At 68.4% G+C, this 23,765-nt stretch carries 20 protein-coding genes and 1 other RNA gene; 15 read left to right on the top strand and 6 right to left on the bottom strand.

All coding sequences use genetic code 11. The features are described 5' to 3' along the window. Window positions 1-37: 37 nt before the first annotated feature. Both SI859A1_RS06790 and SI859A1_RS06795 read left to right on the top strand, forming a co-directional pair. Window positions 38-1,447, top strand: a complete 1,410-nt coding sequence (locus SI859A1_RS06790) for an FAD-binding oxidoreductase (protein ID WP_009209087.1) — start codon at window positions 38-40, stop codon at window positions 1,445-1,447. Between the two features lie 195 nt (window positions 1,448-1,642). Beyond that, a complete protein-coding gene (locus SI859A1_RS06795; protein WP_276324909.1) occupies window positions 1,643-5,560 on the top strand; it encodes an AsmA family protein in 3,918 nt (1,305 codons plus the stop codon). 88 nt (window positions 5,561-5,648) lie between these two features. Here SI859A1_RS06795 and SI859A1_RS06800 read toward each other — a convergent pair whose 3' ends face one another. The 4 genes from SI859A1_RS06800 to ssrA form a co-directional block, all read right to left on the bottom strand. Next, window positions 5,649-5,870, bottom strand: a complete 222-nt coding sequence (locus SI859A1_RS06800) for a ribbon-helix-helix domain-containing protein (protein WP_040325491.1) — start codon at window positions 5,868-5,870, stop codon at window positions 5,649-5,651. Continuing rightward, the gene (locus tag SI859A1_RS06805; protein WP_040325492.1) at window positions 5,867-6,091 is read right to left on the bottom strand and encodes a DUF4169 family protein; all 225 of its coding nucleotides are present in this window, start codon (window positions 6,089-6,091) and stop codon (window positions 5,867-5,869) included. Before SI859A1_RS06805 ends, SI859A1_RS06800 begins: the two co-directional genes overlap by 4 nt. 28 nt (window positions 6,092-6,119) lie before the next feature. Continuing rightward, window positions 6,120-6,689, bottom strand: coding sequence for an SspB family protein (locus SI859A1_RS06810; protein ID WP_009209090.1), 570 nt, complete (start codon window positions 6,687-6,689; stop codon window positions 6,120-6,122). A gap of 63 nt (window positions 6,690-6,752) precedes the next feature. Continuing rightward, window positions 6,753-7,123, bottom strand: a transfer-messenger RNA (tmRNA) gene (gene ssrA, locus SI859A1_RS20805). A gap of 76 nt (window positions 7,124-7,199) precedes the next feature. Between ssrA and SI859A1_RS06815 the strand changes: the two genes are divergently transcribed. From SI859A1_RS06815 to SI859A1_RS06845, 7 genes are all read left to right on the top strand, one after another. Then, window positions 7,200-7,502 carry a DUF2853 family protein gene (locus SI859A1_RS06815; RefSeq protein ID WP_040325493.1) on the top strand — a complete coding sequence of 101 codons (303 nt, stop codon included), beginning with the start codon at window positions 7,200-7,202 and terminating at the stop codon, window positions 7,500-7,502. A gap of 80 nt (window positions 7,503-7,582) precedes the next feature. Further along, complete coding sequence (locus SI859A1_RS06820; RefSeq protein WP_009209092.1) at window positions 7,583-8,377, top strand: thymidylate synthase; 795 nt, start codon at window positions 7,583-7,585, stop codon at window positions 8,375-8,377. A gap of 46 nt (window positions 8,378-8,423) precedes the next feature. Then, window positions 8,424-8,948, top strand: coding sequence for a dihydrofolate reductase (locus SI859A1_RS06825; RefSeq protein ID WP_009209093.1), 525 nt, complete (start codon window positions 8,424-8,426; stop codon window positions 8,946-8,948). Window positions 8,949-9,136: 188 nt separating this feature from the next. Then, window positions 9,137-10,324 (top strand): FtsH protease activity modulator HflK, encoded by a 1,188-nt coding sequence (gene hflK, locus SI859A1_RS06830; protein WP_009209094.1) that lies wholly within the window; start codon window positions 9,137-9,139, stop codon window positions 10,322-10,324. Further along, window positions 10,324-11,433 (top strand): protease modulator HflC, encoded by a 1,110-nt coding sequence (hflC, locus tag SI859A1_RS06835; protein WP_009209095.1) that lies wholly within the window; start codon window positions 10,324-10,326, stop codon window positions 11,431-11,433. The genes hflK and hflC overlap by 1 nt, the downstream gene beginning before the upstream one ends. Next, window positions 11,430-11,615 (top strand): DUF2065 domain-containing protein, encoded by a 186-nt coding sequence (locus SI859A1_RS06840; RefSeq protein ID WP_040325494.1) that lies wholly within the window; start codon window positions 11,430-11,432, stop codon window positions 11,613-11,615. Before hflC ends, SI859A1_RS06840 begins: the two co-directional genes overlap by 4 nt. A 266-nt stretch (window positions 11,616-11,881) precedes the next feature. Next, window positions 11,882-13,549 carry a Do family serine endopeptidase gene (locus SI859A1_RS06845; protein ID WP_244400937.1) on the top strand — a complete coding sequence of 556 codons (1,668 nt, stop codon included), beginning with the start codon at window positions 11,882-11,884 and terminating at the stop codon, window positions 13,547-13,549. A gap of 12 nt (window positions 13,550-13,561) precedes the next feature. Here SI859A1_RS06845 and serB read toward each other — a convergent pair whose 3' ends face one another. Continuing rightward, complete coding sequence (serB, locus tag SI859A1_RS06850; protein ID WP_009209098.1) at window positions 13,562-14,455, bottom strand: phosphoserine phosphatase SerB; 894 nt, start codon at window positions 14,453-14,455, stop codon at window positions 13,562-13,564. Between serB and miaA the strand changes: the two genes are divergently transcribed. The 4 genes from miaA to SI859A1_RS06870 all read left to right on the top strand — a co-directional run bounded on the left by miaA (window position 14,454) and on the right by SI859A1_RS06870 (window position 19,185). Further along, window positions 14,454-15,380, top strand: coding sequence for a tRNA (adenosine(37)-N6)-dimethylallyltransferase MiaA (miaA, locus tag SI859A1_RS06855; RefSeq protein WP_244400939.1), 927 nt, complete (start codon window positions 14,454-14,456; stop codon window positions 15,378-15,380). The genes serB and miaA overlap by 2 nt on opposite strands. A 76-nt stretch (window positions 15,381-15,456) precedes the next feature. Then, on the top strand, window positions 15,457-16,272 hold the full coding sequence (locus SI859A1_RS06860) for a GGDEF domain-containing protein (RefSeq protein WP_009209100.1): 816 nt from the start codon (window positions 15,457-15,459) through the stop codon (window positions 16,270-16,272). Between the two features lie 40 nt (window positions 16,273-16,312). Next, a complete protein-coding gene (locus tag SI859A1_RS06865) occupies window positions 16,313-17,119 on the top strand; it encodes a DUF1206 domain-containing protein (RefSeq protein ID WP_050767467.1) in 807 nt (268 codons plus the stop codon). Window positions 17,120-17,400: 281 nt separating this feature from the next. Further along, on the top strand, window positions 17,401-19,185 hold the full coding sequence (locus tag SI859A1_RS06870; protein ID WP_081451348.1) for an acetolactate synthase 3 large subunit: 1,785 nt from the start codon (window positions 17,401-17,403) through the stop codon (window positions 19,183-19,185). A 70-nt stretch (window positions 19,186-19,255) separates the two neighbouring features. Here the strand turns inward: SI859A1_RS06870 and SI859A1_RS06875 are convergent, their stop codons facing one another. Beyond that, entirely contained in the window at window positions 19,256-20,869 is a 1,614-nt protein-coding gene (locus SI859A1_RS06875) for a hypothetical protein (RefSeq protein WP_009209103.1), read from the bottom strand. Window positions 20,870-21,058: 189 nt separating this feature from the next. Between SI859A1_RS06875 and ilvN the strand changes: the two genes are divergently transcribed. Then, window positions 21,059-21,631, top strand: coding sequence for an acetolactate synthase small subunit (gene ilvN / locus SI859A1_RS06880; RefSeq protein ID WP_009209104.1), 573 nt, complete (start codon window positions 21,059-21,061; stop codon window positions 21,629-21,631). 96 nt (window positions 21,632-21,727) lie between these two features. After that, window positions 21,728-23,707 carry a hybrid sensor histidine kinase/response regulator gene (locus tag SI859A1_RS06885; protein WP_050767468.1) on the top strand — a complete coding sequence of 660 codons (1,980 nt, stop codon included), beginning with the start codon at window positions 21,728-21,730 and terminating at the stop codon, window positions 23,705-23,707. Window positions 23,708-23,765: the final 58 nt, after the last annotated feature.

Genomic DNA, 23,765 nt, shown 5'->3' on the forward strand with positions numbered 1-23,765 from the left:
GCCGGGGGGCGGCGCAGGGACGGAGAGGGAGAACGACATGGCGCTGGCGGATATTCTGGCCGAGCGGCCGGCAAGGCGCGAGGGAATCGCCGGGGCGGTCGCGGTGCTGAAGCAGCGCTTCGGCGAGCGGCTGGTGACCGGCGAGGATGTGCGCCGGGCGCATGCCCATTCGACCACCTACATTCCGAACCAGATGCCCGACGCGGTCGCCTTCGCCGAGAGCGAGGAGGAGGTGCAGGAAATCGTGCGCATCTGCGCCGAATACCGCACGCCGATCGTCGCCTTCGGAACCGGCTCGTCGCTGGAAGGCCACGTCAACGCGCCCCAGGGCGGCATCTCGCTCGATCTGTCGCGGATGGATCAGGTGCTGGCGGTGCATCCCGAAGATCTCGACTGCGTCGTCCAGCCGGGCGTCACCCGCGAGGCGCTGAACGCGCATCTGCGCGACACCGGCCTGTTCTTTCCCATCGATCCCGGCGCCAATGCCAGCCTCGGCGGCATGGCGGCGACGCGCGCCTCCGGCACCAATGCGGTGCGCTACGGCACGATGCGCGACAACGTCATCGGCCTGACCGCGGTGATGGCCGACGGCAGCCTGATCCGCACCGCGCGCCGCGCCCGCAAGACCTCCGCCGGCTACGACCTGACCCGGCTGCTGGTCGGCTCGGAGGGCACGCTCGGCATCATCACCCAGCTCAATCTCAAGCTCTACGGCATTCCGGAGACGATCCTGTCGGGCGTCTGCCCCTTCCCGGACGTGCGCAGCGCCTGCGACGCGGTGATCCAGACCATCCAGATCGGCATTCCCGTCGCCCGGATCGAGCTGCTCGACGCCCAGTCGATGCAGGCGGCGATCGCCTATTCGCAGCTCGATCTGCAGCCCCAGCCGTCGCTCTTCGTGGAATTCCACGGCTCGCAGGGCTCGGTGGCCGAACAGGCCGAGATGTTCGAGGCCATCGCCGGCGAGCATGGCGGCGGGCCGCTGAAGAGCGCGGCGCGCACCGAGGACCGGGCGCAGCTGTGGAAGGCGCGCCACCAGTTCTACTGGGCGGCGCTGGCGCTGCGGCCCGGCGCCAAGGGCATCGCCACCGATGTCTGCGTGCCGGTGTCGCGGCTGGCCGACTGCATCGCCGAGACCCAGGCCGATATCGACGCGGCCGGTCTCGTCGCGCCCATCGTCGGCCATGTTGGCGACGGCAATTTCCACGTCACGCTGCTGCTCGACATGGAATCGCAGGCCGAAATCGATGCCGCCGAGGCCTTCATGGCGCGACTCGCCGAGCGGGCGGTCGCCATGGACGGTACCTGCACCGGCGAGCATGGCATCGGTCAGGGCAAGCGGTCCTATCTGCGCAAGGAACTGGGCGGCGCGGTCGACGTGATGAAGACCATCAAGAGCGCGCTCGACCCGCTCGACATCTTGAACCCCGGAAAGATCCTCCCGTAATCTCAGACGGATAGCCCCGGGGCGGGCGAGGGGCGCTGCGCCGCGCGGATCGGTTCGACGACCGGTCGCCGGGCGCCTCGCCGGTTTCGCGCTGCCCCCGCGTCCTCTAGGATCAGCGTCGGACAAGCGGCTGCGGCCATTGTCGGGCCTGTCGACCGGGCATCTTCAGGAAAACAGCAGGAAAAGGAGCCCGTACTGGTCAGAGCCTTCGTCTTCCTCGGCGGACTTCTCGTTCTCGCGCTGCTCGGCGCGTTGTTCGCACCGTATTTCATCGACTGGACTGCCTATCGCACGGATTTCGAGCGTCAGGCCTCGCAGATTCTCGGCCGCAAGGTGGTGGTCGAGGGCGAGGCCGAGGCACGTCTGTTGCCGTTCCCGTCGGTGACCTTCGGCGATGTGACAGTGCTCGGCGACGACGGCGAAGCACTCCTGACCATCGCGCGCTTCCGCATGGACGCCGAACTGGCGCCGTATCTGTCCGGCGAGATCCGCATCTACTCGATGACCGTCGACACGCCGGACATCCGGGTGCCGGTGCTGGCGGACGGGACGATCGACTGGGTCGTCGAGCGGCCGGCGATTCCGCGCGGCGCGACGGTGGTGCTGGAGAATGTCGCCGTCGAGAACGGCACGGTGACGGTCGAGAACGGGCTGACCGGCCGCACCCACCGGCTGGAAGATCTCAACGCCACCCTCTCGGCAGGGTCGCTGGCCGGTCCGGTGGACGGGCGCGGCAGCATCGTGGTCGGCGGCGAGGTCATCGCCTTTTCGGTCGGCATCGGCACGCTGCAGGAGGGCGGCGACCTGCCGGTGCGCATCGAGACGGCGAACGAGACGCTGGCGACCTCGCTGACGCTGGACGGCAGCGCCAGCCTGAAGGACGGCCGCCCGGGCTTCGCCGGGTCCATCGCGGTGACCCGGCCGCTGCCGCCGGCTTCAGTCACGGCGGAAGAACTGGCGGCGCCCGATCCATTTGCAGCGGCGGCGCCCGAGGCGGCCGGCGAAGCCGCGTCCGAGCGGCCCGCCGTGATGCCGGTGAAGGCAGTCGGTGCGATCGTCCTGTCGCCGACGGCGGCGGAGGTCAGCGACATTCGCGTTCAGGCCGGCGAGGCGACGCGCCCCTATCTCCTGACCGGTGAAGGCCGGTTCGATTTTGCCGGCATCCCGAAATTCCATCTGACTCTCGAAGGCGAGCAGATCGACGTGGACCGGATCGCCGCCGAGGAGAATGGCGACGCCTCGCAGGTCCTCGGGCTTGCGGAGCGGGTCGAGGCGATGCGGGCGGTTCTTGCCGAAATCCCGCGGCCGACGATCCCCGGCACGGTGGAAATCTCGCTGCCGGTCATCATGGCCGGCGACACGATGATCCGCGATGCGACCTTGGCGGCGAGCCCGACCGAGACCGGCTGGTCGCTGTCTCGGCTGATCGCGCAGCTTCCCGGGCGGACCCGGCTGGAAGCCACCGGCCTCGTCGATCTGGACGAGAGCTTCGGCTTCACCGGCGATCTGCTTCTGGCCTCCAACCAGCCCTCGGGCTTTGCCGACTGGCTGACCGGCGAGATCGACCCGGCCATCCGCCGGCTGGGCCGGGCCGGGCTGTCCGCCAAGGCCGAGCTGAGTGCCGAGCGGCAGGCCTTTACCGAGATGGAAATCGATGTCGGCGGTGACCGGATCACCGGCTCGCTGGAGCGCGCCCGCGCGGCCGACCATACCCGCATCACGGCCGACCTCGACGGCAAGGCGGTCGACCTCGACGCCGTCATGGCGTTGTCGCAGCTGTTCACCGGCAATGCCGATTCGCTGGCCAATGCCGACCGCTTCGACGTGGCGCTGACCGCCGGTCCGGTGAATCTGCGCGACGCGTCGGCCGACCGGATCGATGCCGATGTGAGCTTCGACGGCGATACGCTGGCCATCACCACCTTCGCGGTCGAAGGGTTGTCGGGCGCAACGATCAACGCCTCGGGCGAATTGTCGGACCTTGCCGGCGATGCGCAGGGCCGTCTGGCGGTGTCGCTGCAGTCGGATGCGCCGAAGCGGCTCTTCGATTTTCTTCTGAAACGCTTCCCCGAGGTGCCGCTGCTGAAGACGCTGGACAGCCAGGCCGCGCATCTGGCGCCGTTGGCCCTGTCGGGCGAGGTCGAGACGCTGGAGGGCGAGGCCGGCAAGAAGCCGACGCTGTTCGTGCGCCTCGACGGCACCGCCGCCGGCAGCAAGATCGATCTGTCCTCGTCCATCGAGAACGGCCTCTATGCGCGCACGGAAAGCGGCCGGTTCGGCCTCGACCTGCGGCTCGAGAACGACGCCCCGACGGTGCTCCTGTCGCAGCTCGGCATTCCGGCCATCGACATCGGTGCGCCGGCGCCGCTGGAGGCGGAGCTGTCGCTGTCGGCGGCCGAAACCGGCCCGGTCGTAACCACCGCGACGCTGCGCGCGCCGGGCAGCGAGGTCAGCCTCGACGGCCTGCTGGAAGTCACGCCGGAGGGCATCTCCGGGGCGGAAATCTCGGCCTATCTGCGCAGCGAGGACGCGGCGCCGTGGCTGTTGACCGGCGCGGTCGATCTCGGCCAGTCGCTGGACGCGGTGCCGCTGCAGCTCAGTGGCGCCCTTGTCTATGACGGCGGCCACTGGAGCCTCAACGATGTCTCCGGCGAGGTCGCCGGCACCCGCATCGCCGCCGGTCTCGACAAGGCCGTCGACGAGGAGGTGACGGGCCATGTCGATCTCGACCGCCTGTCGTTGCCCTGGATCGCGCATCTCGTCTTCGGCCGGCCGGTGACCGAAGGGCTGGGCGGCGAAGGATGGCCAACGGAGGCCTTCCGCGACAACCTGTTGCCGCGGCTACCGTTCTCGCTGCGGATAACGGCCGACAATGTCCTTGCCGGCGACAACACCTTCACGGATTTCTCGGCGACGATGTCGGGCGGGGCCGGGGAGGCGGCGTTCTCGGATGCGAGCCTGACCTTGCCGGGTGGCACGCTGACGGGAACCTTCGCCCTGCGCAATGCCGACGGGCTCGGCCGCGTTACCCTCGATGCCGCCACCGAAAGTTTCGCGCTCGACAGCGTCTGGCCGGGGCTTGCGGCCTTCGAGGCCGATCCGCGGATGGATGCCACGATCCGCCTGGAGGGCACCGGCCAGTCCTATGCCGCCCTGGTATCGGGCCTCACCGGTGCGGGTCGCGTGGAGGCGCGCGACCTGGTCTTGCCGGGCATTCCCCAGGCTTTCCTGTCGCCACTGCTCGCCGTCGCCGATCAGGAGGGGTTCAGCCCAGACACCGATACGCAGGCGGCCCTTGCGATGGTCAGCGGCGGGGCCGGTTTCGCGATCGCCGAAGCGGCATCGGATTTCGCCGTGACTGCGGGCCGGGCACGATTCTCGCCGGTGACGGCGCGCGACGACGGCGCGACGCTGACCATAAATGGCAGCGTCGATCTCGGCGAGGCGATCGTGGACGGGGAATTGCGGCTGGAGGCGGCGCCCGGCGACGACTGGGTGGAGGGAGCGGACCCCAGCGTGAGCTACGATTTCGCTGGTTCGCTGGCCGCGCCGCGCCTGACCGCCAACGTCACGCCGCTGGCCAATTATCTCTCGGTGCGGGCGCTGGAGCGCGAGCAGGCGCGGGTCGAGGCGATGCAGGAAAATCTGCAGGAGACGCTGCGGCTGCGGCGCGAGACGCGGTTCTATCGCTGGCGCGAGGCGGAAGCGGCCCGCATCGCGGCCGAGCGCCGCGCCGCCGAAGAAGAGGCCGAGCAGGCCCGCCGAGCCGCCGAGGCTGCGGCGAAGGCCGCCGCAGAAGCGGAAGCCGCGCAAGCGGCAGCGGCGGAGGCGGAAGCTGCCGAGGCGCGTCGGCGCGAAGCGGCCGCGGCCGAAGAACAGCGCCGCCAGGATGCGCAACGACAGCAGCAGGCCGCGGAGGAACAGCGCGGCCGCGCTGCGGCGCAGGCCCGAGAGCAGCGAGCGGCACCGCAGGCCGCACCCGAGGCGCCCGCGGAACCGGACTCCACACTGCCGCCGGGCGTCAATTTCAGCCGCCCGATCCCGGAAGCGCCGCCGGGAGACAGCAGCCGGTTCCCGTCGCTACCCGGCGTTGCTAATCCCCTGGAATTCTAGGTCGCATCGCAGCCCGAGCGGCTCCCGCCACAGGCGCCGGGCGTGCAGAAGCACGCGAATCCGGAGGTCGGGTCGATCGGCGCGTGGCTCAGTCGCCTGCGCGGTGGGCGAGGGCGTCGTCCAGCACGAAGAGACGGATGGCCGATGACAGATTGGTGGCCGGATCGCGGGCGGCATCGATGTCGGCGATCATCGCGGCGATCGGCAGGTCGCGGCGGCCGGCAATGCGCCGCAGCTCGTCCCAGAAGCGGTCCTCGACGCTGATCGAGGTGGCGTGGCCGCTGATGGCGACCGAGCGCTTGACGATCATGCGGGGTCGCCGGAGGGATCGTCCATGCCGGCGTCCGGGTCAGTCCGGGGTTGGCGTTTCAGCCCATCCAGCTTGCGGGCCGCGTCGGTCCGTTCGGCCTCGGCCGCCTGCCGGACGGCCTTCGGCGTGCCGTGGCGCACACGATTGTCGTCGGCCACCCGCGCATCCGCCGCGCGCGCCTTGCGCTTGCGGGCGGTGCGGAGATTGACGATGTCGGACATGGGCGGGTTCCGGCAACGCCGGCGGATCTCAGGGTTTCTTGCGAAAGGCGTCGAGGGACACGACTTCGGCGTCCTTCTTTTCCTCGGACTGGGATGCGTCGTCCGAGGCCGGGGCGGCCGCGACCTTTTCCTTGGCGTGCAGCTTCGTCGGCGTCAGGATCTGCGCCGGCGGGGAGGCCGTGCCGATCTCGTCCGTGTCGCCGTCATCGGCGCCCTCGGACTGCTCGTTGGCCGCATCCATGCCGCGCACGTCGAATTCCAGCTCGAAGTTCACGGCTGGATCGTAGAAGCCGCGGATCGCCGCAAAGGGGATCAGCAGGCGCTCGGGAATGTCGGAGAAGGACAGGCCGACCTCGAAGGAGGTGTCGGTGACCTGAAGGTCCCAGTACTGGTGCTGGATGACGATGGTCATCAGCTCCGGATATTTCTCGCGCAGCCGCGAGGAAATCCGCACGCCGGGAGCCGTCGTCAGGAATGTGATGAAGAAATGATGGTCGCCGGGAAGGCCGGTCTTCACGACCTCGCCTATCACCTTGCGAATGACGCCACGCAGGGCGTCCTGTGCGAGAACATCGTAACGGATATGATCCTGGCCCATTGCGGTGTCCCGATCCTGCATGCCTGATGATGGTGACGGGCGCCGCCCGGACCATCTCGTAAAAGTGGAGGCTTCTGTTGCCAGGTGCCTCCGGACCCCGCCTAGAAGTGCGAACCTCCAGGGCTTAAATTGAAGCGATCGCGCAGCTTACGCTGCGAGACGTGCTTCCGCATAGTTGTCGTTTGCAACTACAAATAGGCCCGATAACGGCGGAACCATGCCGAGCAAAAGTCCGATCTTTACACCCTCGTCGATCCTATTTCGCCCCCGCCTGAACCCATCGCCGCGGGATCGCCGCGAGGGGATGGGTTCAGGTGGAGGCGCCGGGTACCGCCCCCGGGTCCGAAAGGTTTATTTCATCGGCCGTTTATCGCCATAGCCGGCACGAAGCCGGCACGCGCAATATAGGCAGGGGATTCCGCCATGAAAAGCCCATGACGCTTCCGAAACCGCAGGGAATCGGACAAAGTCTGCGGGCAGGCATTCCGCCATGCCATCGAGGAGCCCCGCATGGACTATCTCGCCAAGGTCAAGGAATATCAGCCGGACGCCGACGGGGAACGCGTCAAGCGGCTCGAGCAGCGCCTCCGGCTGGTGCTCAGCAAGCGTGACACGGCGGCCGTGTCGGCTGGCGACCCCAAGGAGGTGGAGCGCGCGGCCGCCTGGGTGCAGAAGGCCTGTTCGGTCTCGGCCGAAGCGGCGCGCGAGGCCATCGACGGCGTCCTCGAACAGATGAAGGGCGATCGCATGAAGAGCCGCCTGGTGGTCTACTATCTCGCCGCCGACCGGCTCGGAAAGCTCGCCGACCTCTAGTCCAGCCGGCGCGGGCGCTCCGCGCGGCTCATCCAACAAACGAACGACCGGCTGGCTGCGGCCCCGGAAGGGTATGTGAAATGCGCCAGTATCTGGATCTTCTGACGAGAGTCATGGAGACCGGTTCCGATCGGCCCGACCGCACGGGGACCGGCACTCGCTCGGTCTTCGGCCATCAGATGCGGTTCGACCTCGCCGACGGCTTTCCGATGCTGACGACGAAGAAGCTGCACTGGAAGTCGGTCGTCCACGAGCTCCTTTGGTTCCTGAAGGGCGACACCAACATCGCCTATCTGAACGCCAATGGGGTGCGGATCTGGGACGAATGGGCTGACGAGCACGGCGATCTCGGTCCGGTCTATGGCGCGCAGTGGCGCTCCTGGCCCGATTATGATGGCGGCCATATCGACCAGATCGCGAAGGTGGTGGAGGCGATCCGCCGCACGCCGCAATCGCGCCGGCTGGTGGTGTCGGCGTGGAACCCGGCGCTGGTCGACGAGATGGCGCTTCCGCCCTGCCACTGCCTGTTCCAGTTCTACGTCGCCGACGGACGCCTGTCCTGCCAGCTCTACCAGCGCTCGGCCGACATCTTCCTCGGCGTGCCCTTCAACATCGCCTCCTATGCGCTCTTGACGGCGATGGTGGCACAGGCGACCGGCCTGAAGCCGGGCGACTTCGTCCACACGCTCGGGGACGCGCATCTCTACAGCAATCACGTTGAACAAGCGCAGCTGCAGCTCACCCGCACGCCGCTGCCGCTGCCGACGCTGACCCTCAATCCGGCGATCGACGATCTCTTCGCCTTCGGCTTCGACGACATCGCGCTGGAAGGCTACGAAGCGCACCCGCATATCAAGGCCAAGGTGGCAGTCTGATGCGCGGCGACGGCGCGACGCGGCGCCAAGAGACGAGGGCGACGGCATGGCGGTGAACGATCCGGCGCTCGTCGCGGTGGTGGCCATGGCCGAGAACGGTGTCATCGGCGATGCCGGCGCGATGCCGTGGCGCATGCCGAGCGACCTGAAGCGCTATCGACGCCTGACCATGGGCAAGCCGATGATCATGGGGCGCAAGACGCTCGACTCCATCGGCCGGGTGCTCGACGGTCGCGACAGCATCGTCCTCAGCCGGGCGGAACGCGTGCCGTATGAGGGCGCAATTCTGGCCGGCACGCCGGACGCGGCGCTGGAGCGCGCCCGTGACGCGGCCGCCGCCCGCGGGGCGGACGAGATCGTCGTCGCCGGCGGCGCCGAGATCTACCGCCTGTTTCTCGACCGCCTCGACAGGCTGTACGTGACCCGGATTGCGGTCGATGTGAGCGGCGACACGGTGTTTCCGCCGATCGATCCGGCAATCTGGGCGGTCGCATCGGAGGAGCCCTGCGAGCGCGGGCCGAAGGACAGCGCCGACAGCCGCTTCATCGTCTATGTCCGGCGCGATCGATAGCGACCGGAGCCCCGTTGGAGCGGGACAGGATAGCCGCATTGTTCACCATTTGCGAACACCCCTGGGCAAATTGGTCACACTCGCGTTGAAAGCCGATTTGGCAGTTCTTATAAGGGTCATACGGATCTGCGCGTGAAAAGCGGGAGGCTCGACGCCCGCAGAAATCCCTGAAATTTGGAAGGACAGCGATGCCCTGGAGCAATCAGACTGGCAATGGCGGCTGGAAAGGCGGCGGCAGCGGCGGCGGCAACGGCGGCCCCTGGGGCCAGCGTCCGCAGTCTCCGCGCCCCGGTGGGAACGGCGGTTCGCCGGATCTGGAAGACATCCTGCGGCGCGGTCAGGACCGGCTGCGGCGCGCCATCCCCGGTGGTGGCGGTGGCGGCAGCGGTCCGGGCTCTCCGGCCGGGGTCGCCGGGTGGGGCATCCTGTTCGTCGCGGGTCTTGCGGTGCTGTGGCTGTTCAAGGCGGTCTATACCGTCCAACCGGACGAGATCGGCGTCGAACTGCTGTTCGGCAAGCCGCGCCAGGAACTGTCCGACCCGGGTCTGCACGTCGCCTTCTGGCCGTTCGAGACCGTCGAGACCGTGCCGGTCGTCGAGAATCAGATCACCCTCGGCAGCAGCCAGAGCGGTGACAATTCCGGCCTGATGCTGTCCGGCGACCAGAACATCGTCGATGTCCAGTTCGCCGTCCTCTACCAGGTCGACGATCCGCAGAACTATCTGTTCCAGGTCGATGATCCGATCGCGATGCTGCAGCAGGTGTCCGAAAGCGCCATGCGCGAAGTCGTCGGTCGCCGTCCGGTGCAGGACGTGTTCCGCGACGACCGCGCCGGCATCGCCGAGGAGGTTCGCCAGATCACCCAGGAAACGATGAACGAGTATCAGGCTGGCCTGCGGGTCAACGGCATCTCGATCGAGGACGCAGCCCCGCCGAGCCAGGTCGCCGACGCCTTCGACGAGGTGCAGCGCGCCGAGCAGGATGAGGATCGCTTCATCGAGGAGGCGAACCGCTACCGCAACCAGCAGCTCGGTCAGGCCCGAGGCGAGGCAGCGCAGATCCGCGAAGACGCCGCCGGTTACAAGAACCGTGTCGTCCAGGAAGCCGAGGGTGAGGCGCAGCGCTTCAGCTCGATCCTCGCCGAGTTCGAGAAGGCGCCGGAGATCACCCGCAAGCGTCTCTTCCTCGAGACCATGGAGGGCGTCCTGAAGGGATCGACCAAGATGATTATCGAGCCGGGTGCCGCAGGCGGGCAGGGGGTCGTTCCCTATCTGCCGCTCAACGAGCTGCAGCGTCCCGGAACAGCCGGCGCCCAGCCGCAGGCCCAGCGCAACACGACCACCGGTGACGCGACGGTCCAGCAGGGAGCGAACTGATGAGCAACCGCTTCTACGCGATCGCCATTGCGGTCGCCGTCGTCGCCCTCGTGGTGTGGAACTCGATCTTCATCGTCAACGAGAAGGAGCAGGCGATCGTCCTGCGCTTCGGCGAGATCCAGCGCGTCGTCGACGAGCCGGGCCTCTACTTCAAGTGGCCGGCATCCTTCGTCGGCGCCGATCAGGTTCGCAAGCTGCCGGACCGGCTGCTGCGCTTCGATCTGGACGACATCCGCGTCCAGGTCTCGGGCGGCAAGTTCTACGAGGTCGATGCCTTCCTCGTGTACAACATCTCGGACGCGGCCCGCTTCCTGCAGGCGGTCTCGGGTTCGATCCCGGCCGCCGAGCAGCGGTTGCGCACCCGTCTCGATGCGGCGCTGCGCCGGGTCTACGGTCTGCGCGGCTTCGAGGCAGCGCTGTCGGCCGAACGCGCCGACATGATGCGGCAGGTGCGTGACCAGTTGCGCCCGGATGCGGCCTCGCTCGGCATCGAGCTGACCGACGTGCGGATCCGGCGCACGGACCTGACGCAGGAGGTCTCGCAGCAGACCTACGAGCGCATGCAGGCAGAGCGTCTGGCCGAGGCCGAGCGCCTGCGGGCCCGCGGTCAGGTCGCCGCCCGCGAGATCCGCGCCGCCGCCGATCGCGGCGTGGTGGAGACGGTGGCCGAGGCGCGCCGCGAGTCGGAGATCCTGCGAGGCGAGGGCGAAGCCGCACGAAGCGGCATCTTCGCCGAGGCTTACGGGAGCAATCCGGAGTTCTTCGACTTCTATCGGTCGATGCAGGCCTATCGGGAGTCGCTGGAAAACTCCGGGACGACGATGGTCCTGTCGCCGGAGTCGGAGTTCTTCCGCTACTTCAGCGGCGATGGCGGAGGCGGGCTTGCCGGTGTTGCGGCAACCAGCGCGACGCCGGGGACGCCGACCTCCGATGCCGCGCCGGCATCGGACGACAACAACGCTGCCACCGCCGGCACCGCGGCGGCACCGGCAGACGCCGCGCCGGCGGATGAGCCGGCCGCGGACACCGCCGGGACCGCCACCGATCCGGCCGCTTCGGCGGGCGCCTTGGCCGGCGGCGCCGAGCAGACCGGTTCCATCGCCCAGTGAGCGATTTCGTTGCCGCCCTCGGTCTCGTTCTGGTGATCGAGGGCGTCGTCTACTGCCTGTTTCCCGACGGGGCCCGGCGCATGGCTCGCACGGCGGCCATGCTGCCGGACCGCTCGTTGCGGATCGGCGGACTGGCCGCCGCCGTCGCCGGTGTCGGCATCGTCTGGCTGGTGCGCCACTAGGCCCGGCCCACAGGACGGGCGTCCCGCCTGCGCCCACGAGAGCTGCCAGCCCTACTGCAGCGCCGCGATTGGCAGCCTCGTCCTGGCTCCCTCCTCATCACCATTGCGTCGGCGACAAGAAACCTTCTTGATTCGGACGCGGTTTTCCGCTCCCGTCTCGCTCACCCGAGCGCGGGCGCCGCGTTTGATCTGCGGTGCGCCGTGCCGCACGGGACGATGCGGTCGCGCGGCAGCCGCGTCCCGAGCCGATGCGAGAGGATTTTGACATGACACTTCGGACGATCGGAACGATGCGCCGTTCCGCCGGCCAGGCGTCGGCGGCGATGGCCGTCGCCGCGATGGCACTCCTGCATCCGCTGGCCGCGTACGCGCAAACAGAGACGCAGACGCCGGAGACCGGCGAAGCCCAGGCCGACGCGCCGGACACAGCCGTTCCGGCACTGCCGGCCCCGCCGGTGGACAATGGCCCGACGCAGGAAGCCCGTCCCGCTCCCGCCATCGCGGCGCCGAGTGCCGGCGCGGCGCGGGGACCGGCCTCCGTCGCCGATCTTGCCGAGGGTCTGCTCGACGCCGTCGTCAACATCTCGACCTCACAGTCGGTCGATGTCGCCGGCCGGGGCGTTCCGCCGCTCGAGGCGCCGGAAGGCTCACCGCTGCAGGATTTCTTCGACGACCTCCTGCAGGACCGGGACGGTCTGGGCAACCGGCGGGTGCAGTCGCTGGGCTCGGGCTTCGTGGTCGACCCCTCGGGCGTCGTCGTCACCAACAACCACGTCATCGCCGACGCCGACACGATCACCGTCAATTTCGCTGACGGCACCCAGCTCGACGCGGAGCTGATCGGCACCGATCCGAAGACCGACCTGGCGGTGCTGAAGGTGGAGCCGGAAGAGCCGCTGGTGTCGGTGAAATTCGGCGATTCGGAAGCGTTGCGGATCGGCGACTGGGTGATGGCCATCGGCAACCCGTTCGGCCTGGGCGGCTCGGTCTCGATCGGCATCGTCTCGGCCCGCGGCCGCAACATCAATGCCGGCCCCTACGACAATTTCATCCAGACCGACGCAGCGATCAATCGCGGCAATTCCGGCGGTCCGCTGTTCGATCTGAATGGCGACGTCGTCGGCATCAACACGGCGATCATCTCGCCATCCGGCGGTTCGATCGGGATCGGCTTCTCGGTACCGTCGAACCTGGCCGTCAACGTCATCGACCAGCTCCGGGAATTCGGCGAGACGCGGCGCGGCTGGCTGGGCATTCGCCTGCAGGCGGTGACCGACGACATCGCCGAAGGGCTCGGGATCGGCGAAGCGCGGGGCGCCGTGGTCATGGGCATCGTCGAGGGCGGCCCGTCCGACAACGGTCTCCTGAAGGTCGGCGACGTCATCGTCTCCTTCGACGGCGCGGCGGTGGAGAGTTCACGCGACCTGCCGCGCATCGTCGCGGAAACGCCGGTCGGCAAGGCCGTCGCGGTCGAGGTACTGCGCAAAACCGCCACCGACAAGCCCGCCGAGCGGACCAGTGTCGAGGTGACGCTGGGCCGGCTTGAGGATGGCGAGAAGCTGATGGCCGAATCCGACGACGCAGCGCCGACGAGCGACCCGGAAGCGGCCGAGACCGGCGACACGGATGCCGGACCGGTGGAAACGCTGGGCATGACGCTCACCGAGATCGACCCGACGCTGCGCGAGCAATATGCGCTGGCCGAGGACGCCAAGGGCGTGGTCATCACCGCCGTTGCGCCCAGCTCGAACGCCGCCGAAAAGGGCATCGAGGCCGGCACGCTGATCCGTGAAGTGGCGCAGGAAGAGGTCGCGACCGCGCGCGAGGTGGCCGACAAGATCGCCAAGCTCAAGGACGAGGGCCGCCGCAACGCGCTGCTGCTGCTGGCCGCCAGCAATGGCGATCTGCGCTTCGTCGTGGTGCCGATCGAATAGCCCGGCGGGCGATCAGCCGGGCCGCACGATCTCGTCGGCCCGGTAGCCCTGGATGAACAGCAGCGCGGTCAGGTCGCCATGGTCGACCCGGTGGGGCGCGCGGGCGGCGACGGTCGGCTTGGCGTGCAACGCGACGCCGGTGCCGGCCCGCTCGATCATCGGCAGGTCGTTGGCGCCGTCACCCACGGCAATCGCATCGGCGACGCCGAGCCCGAGCTGCGCCGCGAATTCCTCCAGCGCCGCGACCTTGGCGGCCGAGCCGAGGATCGGTTCGCCGACACGGCCGGTGAAGGCGTCGCCCTCATGCAGCAGGGTGTTGGCGCGGTTCTCGTGGAAGCCCAGCTTCTCCGCGATCGGTCCGGTGAAGACGGTGAAGCCGCCCGAGACGAGGGCGGTGAAGGCGCCGTTGGCCCGCATGGTGGCGACGAGTTCGGCACCGCCGGAGGCCAGCGTGATGCGCTCGGCGATGACCTCAGCAACCGCGGCGGTCGGCAGCTTCTCCAGCAGCGCGACGCGCTCCTTCAGGGCCGGCTCGAAGGCGATCTCGCCGTTCATCGCGCGGGCGGTGATGCCGGCAACGCGGTCCTTGATGCCGATGGCGTCGGCAAGCTCGTCGATGCACTCCTGATCGATCATGGTGGAATCCATGTCGGCGATCAAAATCCGCTTGCGCCGCTGGTCGTGCTGCTGCACCACGCAGTCGAACCCGCCATCGGCCGCGATCGCGGCGAGGTCCTGCCGCCAGGTCGGCGCCGCCGGCGTGTCGAAGCGAAGATCGGCGGCATAACCGGGGGCCAGCCACGCGGCCCGGTCCGGCGTCGTGCCGATCGCTTCGGCGACCGCGCTGAGGCCGGAAGCGGGCAGACCGGCACCCTTCGGTGCGGCAATGAGCGTGGCGACGAGCATGAAGCGACAGTCCGAAATGGCGGGAAAACAGGCGATCCTGATAGCCGGGCCGACCGCCAGCGGCAAGTCGGGCCTCGCGGTGGAACTAGCCGAGCGTCACGACGGCGTCGTGGTCAACGCCGATTCCATGCAGGTCTATGACGGCCTCAGCATCCTGACCGCACGCCCGGAGGCCGATGCGCTCGCCCGCGTGCCGCACCGGCTCTACGGGCATGTCGCGCCCGACCGGATCTATTCCGTCGGCGCCTGGATCCGCGACGTCGCGCCGGTGTTGGAGGAGATCCGCGCAGCCGGCAAGCTGCCGATCCTGTGCGGCGGCACCGGCCTCTACTTCAAGGCGCTGCTCGGTCTTCTCGACGATCTGCCTGAAGTGCCGCCGAAGATCCGCGAACGCTGGCGCAACCGGCTGGCGGAGGAGGGCGCTCCCGCCCTTCATGCGCTGCTGGCCCGATCCGACCCTTCCGCCGCACAACGGATCGACCCGGCCGACGGGCAGCGGATCGTCCGGGCGCTCGAGGTGGGCGAGGCCGCGGGGCAGCCGCTGTCGGCCCTTCAGACCGGCCGGCGTCCCGGCCTTCTGGAGCCCGCCGCCTGTGTGAAGCTCGTGACGGCGCCGGAGCGCAGCGTGCTGCGCCAGACCATTGCGGAGCGCTTCGCGCAGATGATGGCGGCGGGCGCGCTGGAGGAGGTCGCCGCGTTCCGCACCATCCCCGGCGCGATGGACGGATCGGCGGCCAAGGCGATCGGCGTCGCCGAACTGTCGGCGGTGCTCGACGGGACGATGGCGCGGGATGTCGCGGTGGCCCGGGCCGCAACCCGCACCCGCCAATATGCCAAGCGCCAGGAGACCTGGTTCCGGCACCAGTTCGATCCGAGCTGGCAGCGGCTCCCGGCCCCGGATATCGTTGCGATCGAGACGATTTGAGCCATCGTCTTAAGTAATCGGACAGCTTCTCGTCGTATCAGTTCCCATGGGGAAGATTCGGGAAGTCGGGCGGTCGATGAAGGTCACCAAGGCAGAGCTTTCGGTCGGGCTTTATCTGGCTGCGATCGTCGTCGCGGTCGCGTGCACCGTGAAGGCGCATGCCGTCTCCATGGCGATCTTCGCCAAGGTAGCGGACAGCGAGCCGTCGATCGTCAGCGGTCTGTTTGCTGCAACCATCGTCAGCCTCGTCGTGGCGCTGGGTACCGGCCTGTTCCTGATCCTGCCGACCATCCGCTCGCAGCTGCGCGAGCAGGGCAAGCTGCGCTCGCTCGCCGGCACGCTGGAGCAACGCTCCCAGCATCTGGAGCAGGCGGCACTGACCGACCCGCTCACCGGCCTGCGCAACCGGCGCTGCTTCGACCGGATGTTCGAGGAATATGTCGTCGCCTTCGACCGCGTCGGTCGTCCGGTTGGCCTGCTGTTGTTCGATCTCGACAAGTTCAAGGCCGTCAACGACACCTACGGCCACGATGTCGGGGACGAGGTGCTGAAGGTGGTCGCCGGTTGCCTGACGGATTTCGCGCGCCATCGCGACGTGGTCGCCCGCCTCGGCGGCGAGGAGTTCGCGATCATCGTGACCAACATGTCGGCGCCCGGCCTGGTCTCCTTCGCGGAGCGGATACGCCAGGCGATTTCGGGGCTCACCATCCGGGTCGGTGACGTGAAGCTGCGCACCACGGTCTCGGTGGGGCTGGCCTCTTCGGAGCCGGGCGACGGCTGCGCGGCGATCTTCAAGCGGGCCGACGTCAATCTCTACAAGGCCAAGCAGGCGGGGCGGAATCGGGTCAGTGCCGGGTCGGCCGCCGGCGTGCTCCTCGGAACCAACGCCTGAGCCGCCGCGTATAGGCTCTTCAAAAAGGCGAGGAGCGACATTGACCACCCTAGACATTCCCCACGAGCACCACGACTGGCTTCGCAAGGCGGCGCGGGCCGGCTACGCCGCGCGCGGGCTGGTGTATCTCATCGTCGGCTACTTCGCGTTTCGCGCCGCCTACGCCACCGGCCGCGCCATGGGAACCAAGGACGCGGTCGATACGGTCGCCGGCTCCGCCTTCGGTACGGTAGCCCTCGTCGCGCTCGTGGCAGCCCTGACCTGTTTCACCATCTGGCGGCTGATCCAGATGTTCTTCGACGTCGACGAGCACGGTCTCGACGCCAGGGGTGTGTTCGCGCGTTTCGGTCTGCTGATCAGCGCCTTCGCCTATGGCGGTACCGCATTCTATGCGGCGACGGTCCTTGCCGGCATGCGGTCGGACGGTGGCGGTGGCGGTGTCGTCGCGGCGGCCTACGATGCCGGCTACGGCGTCTGGATCACCTATATCGTGTCGCTGGGCATGGCGGTCGCCGGCGCCGCTCACATCTACAAGGGCGTCGTCGCCGGCTTCGAGAAATACATGACCATTCCCGCCGGCAAGCGCGTCTGGCTGCGGCCGATCTGCCGCTTCGGCCTGATCGCCCGGGGCGTCACCTTCTTCGTTCTGGCCGGCCTGTTGTTCACGGGTGCCGTCTCCTATGGCGAGGGCGATACGCCGGGGCTGGAAGCGGCGCTGCAGGCGATGTCGGACTGGAGCTATGGCTGGGTTCTGCTGTCGCTGACCGGGCTCGGGCTGATCGCCTTCGGCGCCTATGCCTGCGTCGAGGCGGTCTATCGCCGCATCCACATCGAGAAGGTCGGCTGACCTCGTGCGGCCCGGCGACAAGACCGTCGCCGGGCACAGGCGCAGATAAGTCGTTGACGGACGCGCTGGACGGGCTTAGCTTCCGCCCCATGACAAAGATCAACATTCTCGTAGTAGGACGGCGCACACGCGAGGCGGTCTAGGGACCGCCCGGCGAGAGCCACGTGTGCGCAACTCAAAGGGCCCCAGCGGCCCTTTTTTATTGCGCCGAGTTCCGACACAGCATCCGGACCGGGAGCGGCGCCAGACCAACCCGGCAGGCACGAGACGGAAGACGAGCCATGAACGCGACATCGGACACACGGGAAATGACAGGCGCGGCGATGGTCGTGCAGGCGCTGAAGGATCATGGCGTCGCCGACATCTTCGGCTATCCGGGCGGCGCGGTTCTCCCGATCTATGACGAGATCTTCCAGCAGGAAGCGGTCCGCCATGTCCTGGTGCGGCACGAGCAGGGGGCCGGTCACGCCGCCGAGGGCTATGCCCGTTCCACCGGCAAGCCGGGCGTCATGCTGGTGACGTCAGGCCCGGGCGCAACCAATGCGGTGACCGCGCTGCAGGACGCGCTGATGGATTCGATCCCGCTGGTCTGCATCACCGGCCAGGTGCCGACGACGCTGATCGGCTCCGACGCCTTCCAGGAATGCGACACGGTCGGCATCACGCGGCCCTGCACCAAGCACAACTGGCTGGTGAAGGACGTCAACGATCTGGCGCGCGTCCTGCACGAGGCCTTCCACGTGGCGACCACCGGTCGCCCGGGTCCGGTCGTCGTCGACATTCCCAAGGACGTGCAGTTCGCCACCGGCCTTTACACGCCGCCGGCACCGCAGACCCAGCACGAGAGCTATCGGCCGAAGCTGGTCGGCGACCGCGACCGCATCGAGGCTGCGGTGGCGATGCTGGCGAGCGCCAAGCGGCCGATCATCTATTCGGGCGGCGGCGTCATCAATTCCGGCCCCGAGGCCGCGCAGCTCCTGCGCGAGCTGGTGGCGCTGACCGGTGCGCCGATCACCTCGACGCTGATGGGGCTCGGCGCCTATCCGGCCTCCGGCGAGAGCTGGCTGGGCATGCTGGGCATGCACGGCACCTACGAGGCCAATCTGGCCATGCATGGCTGCGACGTCATGCTGTGCGTCGGCGCGCGCTTCGACGACCGGATCACCGGTCGACTCGACGCCTTCTCGCCGCACTCCAGGAAGATCCACATCGATATCGACCCCTCGTCGATCAACAAGAACGTGCGCGTCGACCTGCCGATCATCGGCGATGTCACCCATGTCCTGCGCGACATGGTCGGCATCTGGAAGGAGCGCGGTACGGCGATCGACCCGGCATCGCTCGCCGGATGGTGGGACGAGATCGGTACGTGGCGGGCGCGCGACAGCCTGGCGTACCGGCCGAACGATGACGTCATCATGCCGCAATACGCCATCCAGCGGCTCTATGCGCATACCAGGGATCGCGAGACCTATGTCTCCACCGAGGTCGGCCAGCATCAGATGTGGGCGGCGCAGTTCTATGGCTTCGAGGCGCCGAACCGGTGGCTGACCTCGGGTGGTCTCGGCACGATGGGCTACGGCCTGCCGGCCGCGATCGGCGCGCAGATCGCCCATCCGGATGCGCTGTCGGTCTGCATCGCCGGCGATGCGTCGGTGCTGATGAACATGCAGGAGATGTCGACGGCGGTGCAGCACGGCGCCAACGTCAAGATCTTCATCCTGAACAACCAGTATATGGGCATGGTCCGGCAGTGGCAGCAGCTCCTGCACGGCAACCGGCTGTCGAACTCTTACACCGAGGCGCTGCCAGACTTCGTCAAGCTGGCCGAGGCCTATGGCGGCCACGGCATCCGCTGCCAGAAGCCGGGCGATCTCGACGCGGCGATCGAGGAGATGCTGGCCGTCGACAAGCCGGTGCTGTTCGACTGCCGGGTGGCCAACCTCGCCAATTGCTTCCCGATGATCCCATCAGGCAAGGCCCACAACGAGATCCTGCTGCCGGACGAGGCAAGCGACGAGGCGGTCGGCAGCGCCATCGACGCCAAGGGCCGGGCCCTGGTCTGATCGGGCAAGCCATCTCAGTGCAGACGATCGACGAAGGGCGGCGGCAACGCCGCCCTTCGTCGCTTCAAGCCTATGACGGGCGGTCGAAGGCGACGCTGCGGCCGTCCGAGCGGATTTCGAGCTCGAAGCCGTCGCCGCGCGCGTCGAGCCCGCTGAAGACGAAGAAGCTCTTGTAGTTGTCGCGATTCGACAGGGTCACGCGCAGGATCTCGGCGTCCGGCATCAGCGCCTCGGCGATCCGCAGGATCCGCTCGGGTACATCCTCCTGCAGGATCTCGCGGTCGATCTTCACGACCGCGCCGTCCTCGGCGACGGTCACCGCCACGTCGCGGCCGCTGCGCATCTGGCCGCGCAGGGCGTAGACCTGCTGATCGCCATCCTCGCGGATCGCCACGGAGCGGAACTGCGCGCCGGGCAGGGCCAGTTCGGCGCTGCCGATGACCGCAAGCGGCACCGCGATCATGTCGGGCTCGGATGTCTGCGGCGCCGCAGCGTCGTTCGTCTCGTCCATCGCCGGGTCTTCGGTGGCGGCGAGCCGATCGGCCTGCTTCGCCTCGCCGGGGCTCGCGACCTCGCCGTCGGGCGCCGCGTCCTCGGGCGCGACGGCCGGCTTGTCCATCTCCGCCGTGCCGTCCTCCTCGGCCATGGTGGCCGGGCCGGACGGTTCGGCATCCTGCGGCGCCTCGGTGACCGAGGATTGCGGCATCGTGCCCGCCACGCCGGCGGCGTTGCGGGCGGTGTCGGTCAGCTCTTCCGGCGGCGAGTCGAGGGCGTCGACGTCGAGTTCGCTCGCGGCGTCGTCGGCGCTGTCGGCGATGATGTCGGCCGCATCCTCGTCCTCAGCGTCATCCGTGAGGCTGTCGGCGGCCATGTCGCCGGACATTGCCGCGTCGCCGGCCTCGGCGTCCGAGTCGTCCTCGGAGATGGCGTCGGCCATCGGGTCATCCTGCGGGTTCGCATCGGCGCTGTCATGCGAATCCATCTCTACGGCCGCATCCGTCCCCGGGACATCGGCGATGTCGGCCTGGTCGTCCGGCTGCGCGGGATCGGCGGAGGCTTCGCCCAGGGCGCCGGCGTTGCCGGTGTCGCCGATCAGGTCGTTGATGGCAGCCGATGCGGTGCCCGGAGCGCGTGTATCCTCGTCTTCAGCTTCCGTATCGGACGCCCGACTCTCCGGCTCCGGGGCGGTCGCCGTTTCGCCGGTCGCACCTTGCGCGGCGGCAACGCTGTCTTCGATGATCGTCCCGGCGTCTTTCGCGACCGTCTGCTCGTCGGGAGCGGTCGGCACCGGCGTTCCGTCACTCGCCATCATGTCGCTCGCGTCGCCCTCGGGCGCTGCGGACAGTTCGGTGGGCGGTTCGGCCAGTTTCTCGCTTGCGCCGAGTTCGGATTGCGCCGCTTCGCCGCTGGCGTCGATCTTCTTGACGGCTGTCTCGGACGTCGCGTCCGCTGTCGGCGCAAGGGCCTGTCCGATCACCGCATCGGCGGGAACGGCAACGAGCGAACCGTCGCGGCAGGTCAAGCGGAAGAGGCCGTCTTCGCCCTCGACCCGGATCGTCAGGGCAAAGCCGCCGTCGGTGAGCGCAGGCACGCACTGGGCCCGGTCCGGCTCCTGTGCAGTCGCCGCAGCGAAGGCCGGCAATGCAAGCGCAGCCGTGGTGCCCAGAAGCATGATCGTCTTCATGTCCGTCTCTCCTCTTGGTTGCCACCGCGTCCGGCGCCTTCATGGCAGTTGAAGATGCGCTTCCGATGACGCTCGTCCAGCTTGCGTCGCACAAGCGGACCGTCGGCCCGGTGCCGCGAAAGCCGCCTTGGCCTTTCGGTGTCGCGGCTCTATGGTGCCGCAACACCAAGAACCTGCTGAGCTTCCGACATGAACCAACCCGTCCAGCCGCCCGCATCGGCCTATTTCATCACGCCGGAGAAGGAGGCGAACGAGACCCGCACGCTCGCCGTCCTGGTGGACAACGAGCCGGGCGTCCTGGCTCGAGTCATCGGCCTGTTCTCGGGGCGCGGCTACAATATCGAGAGCCTGACCGTTTCGGAAACCGAACACGAGAAGCACCTGTCGCGGATCACGGTGGTCACCCGCGGCGCACCCCACGTGATCGAGCAGTTGAAGAGCCAGCTCGACCGCATCGTGCCGGTGCACCGGGTCGTCGATCTGACCCGCATCGGCGGTGCCAACGGCGACAACGATCCGATCGAGCGCGAACTGGCGATCCTGAAGGTGGCGGGGCAGGGCGACAAGCGCGTCGAGGCGCTGCGGCTTGCCGACGTCTTCCGCGCCAAGGTGATCGATTCCTCGATCGAGCACTTCGTCTTCGAACTGACCGGACGGCCGTCGAAACTCGACAAGTTCGTCGCCATCATGCAGCCGCTGGGCCTCGTCGAGGTCTGCCGCACGGGCGTCGCCGCCCTGTCGCGCGGCAAGGACGGCATGTAGGTTCTTCGAGCAGGTTCCCGGAACGCCCCGCGCCATCTTGGCGCGGGGCGTTCCGCTGCTATGTCTGTGACGGACAGATGCGTGAGGGATACAGGGATGGAGCAAACGGAGCGGGCGACGGCGTCGGCCAGTGACGAGGGTCGTTATCGGCTGCTCGTCGACGCGATCACCGACTACGCCATCTACATGCTCGATCCGGACGGCATCATCACCAGCTGGAACGCCGGCGCGCAGCGCTTCAAGGGCTATACGGCGGACGAGATTCTCGGCTCGCATTTCTCTCGCTTCTTCGTGCCGGCGGATCGCGAGGCCGGGCTGCCGCAGCGGGCGTTGCGCATCGCTGCCGCGGAGGGGCGCTTCGAGACCGAAGGCTGGCGCGTGCGCAAGGACGGCGGCCAGTTCTGGGCGCATGTGGTGCTCGACCCGATCCTGCACCCCGACGGCACCCTCATCGGCTATGCCAAGATCACCCGCGACCTGACCGAGCGCAAGCAGGCACAGGAGGATCTGCAGCGCAGCGAGAAGCAGTTCCGGCTGCTGGTCAACGGGGTCAGTGACTACGCCATCTACATGCTCGACCCCGAGGGCCGGGTGACCAACTGGAATTTCGGCGCCGAGCGGATCAAGGGCTACAGCCGGGACGAGATCGTCGGCGAGCATTTCTCCCGCTTCTTCTCGCCCGAAGACCGCGAGCGGGGCGAGCCGCAGCGCGGTCTCGCCACTGCTCTCAAGGACGGCCGCTTCGAGACCGAGGGCTGGCGCATCCGCAAGGATGGTACCCGGTTCTGGGCCAGCGTCGTGGTCGACCGGGTCGACGACGAGGAGGGCAGGGTGATCGGCTTTGCCAAGATCACCCGCGACGTCACCGAGCGCAAGGAAGCGCAGGAGGCGCTGGCCAAGGCCAACGAGGCGCTGGCCCAGTCGCAGAAGATGGAAGCGATCGGCCAGCTCACCGGCGGCATCGCGCACGACTTCAACAATCTGCTCACCGCCGTCATCGGCAGTCTGGAAATGGCTCGCAAGCGGGTCGGCATCGACCCGCCGGCCGTGCAGTCGCTGATCGACAACGCGCTGGAGGGAGCCCGCCGCGGCGCGTCGCTGACCCAGCGCATGCTGGCCTTTGCGCGCCGTCAGGATCTGGCCCCGCGCACCGTCGATCTCGCCGAACTCGTCGCCGGTATCACGGCCTTCCTGGAGCGCTCGATCGGTCCCGAGCTCAGCATCGAGACACGCTTTCCCGCCGGGCTCTCACCCGCCCATATCGATCCCAACCAGCTCGAGACGGCGCTTCTCAATCTTATGGTCAATGCCCGCGACGCGATGGACGGCGGCGGCGTCGTCACCATCGAAGCGGACGAGGCCGCCATCGAGGTGGCGCGGCCCGGCGGGCTGGCGGTGGGTCGCTATGTCCGGCTGGCGGTGATCGATACGGGCGAAGGAATGGATGCCGAGACCGTGAAGCGCGCGGCCGAGCCGTTCTTTACCACCAAGGGCGTCGGCAAGGGCACCGGGCTCGGGCTGTCGATGGTGCACGGGCTGGTCAGCCAGTCGGGCGGCGGCCTGCAGATCCACAGCCGCAAGGGCGAGGGGACCCGAGTCGAGCTTTGGCTGCCCGTCGCGACGGCCGCGCTCGCGCCGGCATCGACGCGCGAGCCTGACGTGCCTGTCGTGCCGGCCGAAGACCGGCCGCTCGCCATCCTCGCCGTGGATGATGACGGGCTGGTGCTGATGAACACGGTGGCAATGCTGGAGGACATGGGGCACCGCGTCTTCGAGGCGGCGTCGGGTATGGAGGCGCTCGATATCCTGAGGAGCGAGGCGGACATCGAGCTGGTGATCACCGATCACGCCATGCCACGGATGACCGGCAGCCAGCTGGCCGAGGCGATCCGGGGCGAATGGCCCGGGCTGCCGATCATTCTGGCCACCGGCTATGCGGAGCTACCGCCCGGCGGCGACAACAGCCTGCCCAAGCTGTCCAAGCCCTTCGGCGAATACGAACTCGCCAAGGCAATCACCGCGACCCTCGGCGCCGGCAAAGCCGCTTCGCCGGGGGCGGCCATCGCCGGCTCCTGAACGGGGACGCGCCGCCCTGCAGCGGCGTTCGTGGTGCGTTTGCCACCGATGGTGGCAA

The sequence above is a fragment of the Aurantimonas manganoxydans SI85-9A1 genome, from assembly GCF_000153465.1.
In the GTDB taxonomy this organism is placed as follows: Bacteria; Pseudomonadota; Alphaproteobacteria; order Rhizobiales; family Rhizobiaceae; genus Aurantimonas; species Aurantimonas manganoxydans.

Excerpts from the sequence above, each read along its gene's own strand:
- miaA (WP_244400939.1), top strand. The coding sequence starts at position 14,454 with ATGAAGCGACAGTCCGAAATGGCGGGAAAACAGGCGATCCTGATAGCC.
- SI859A1_RS06875 (WP_009209103.1), bottom strand. The coding sequence starts at position 20,869 with ATGAAGACGATCATGCTTCTGGGCACCACGGCTGCGCTTGCATTGCCG.
- SI859A1_RS06885 (WP_050767468.1), top strand. The coding sequence starts at position 21,728 with ATGGAGCAAACGGAGCGGGCGACGGCGTCGGCCAGTGACGAGGGTCGT.
- SI859A1_RS06825 (WP_009209093.1), top strand. The coding sequence starts at position 8,424 with ATGGCGGTGAACGATCCGGCGCTCGTCGCGGTGGTGGCCATGGCCGAG.
- SI859A1_RS06845 (WP_244400937.1), top strand. The coding sequence starts at position 11,882 with ATGACACTTCGGACGATCGGAACGATGCGCCGTTCCGCCGGCCAGGCG.
- serB (WP_009209098.1), bottom strand. The coding sequence starts at position 14,455 with ATGCTCGTCGCCACGCTCATTGCCGCACCGAAGGGTGCCGGTCTGCCC.
- SI859A1_RS06815 (WP_040325493.1), top strand. The coding sequence starts at position 7,200 with ATGGACTATCTCGCCAAGGTCAAGGAATATCAGCCGGACGCCGACGGG.
- SI859A1_RS06805 (WP_040325492.1), bottom strand. The coding sequence starts at position 6,091 with ATGTCCGACATCGTCAATCTCCGCACCGCCCGCAAGCGCAAGGCGCGC.
- SI859A1_RS06870 (WP_081451348.1), top strand. The coding sequence starts at position 17,401 with ATGAACGCGACATCGGACACACGGGAAATGACAGGCGCGGCGATGGTC.
- SI859A1_RS06800 (WP_040325491.1), bottom strand. The coding sequence starts at position 5,870 with ATGATCGTCAAGCGCTCGGTCGCCATCAGCGGCCACGCCACCTCGATC.
- ilvN (WP_009209104.1), top strand. The coding sequence starts at position 21,059 with ATGAACCAACCCGTCCAGCCGCCCGCATCGGCCTATTTCATCACGCCG.
- SI859A1_RS06860 (WP_009209100.1), top strand. The coding sequence starts at position 15,457 with ATGAAGGTCACCAAGGCAGAGCTTTCGGTCGGGCTTTATCTGGCTGCG.
- SI859A1_RS06820 (WP_009209092.1), top strand. The coding sequence starts at position 7,583 with ATGCGCCAGTATCTGGATCTTCTGACGAGAGTCATGGAGACCGGTTCC.
- SI859A1_RS06810 (WP_009209090.1), bottom strand. The coding sequence starts at position 6,689 with ATGGGCCAGGATCATATCCGTTACGATGTTCTCGCACAGGACGCCCTG.
- SI859A1_RS06790 (WP_009209087.1), top strand. The coding sequence starts at position 38 with ATGGCGCTGGCGGATATTCTGGCCGAGCGGCCGGCAAGGCGCGAGGGA.
- hflC (WP_009209095.1), top strand. The coding sequence starts at position 10,324 with ATGAGCAACCGCTTCTACGCGATCGCCATTGCGGTCGCCGTCGTCGCC.
- hflK (WP_009209094.1), top strand. The coding sequence starts at position 9,137 with ATGCCCTGGAGCAATCAGACTGGCAATGGCGGCTGGAAAGGCGGCGGC.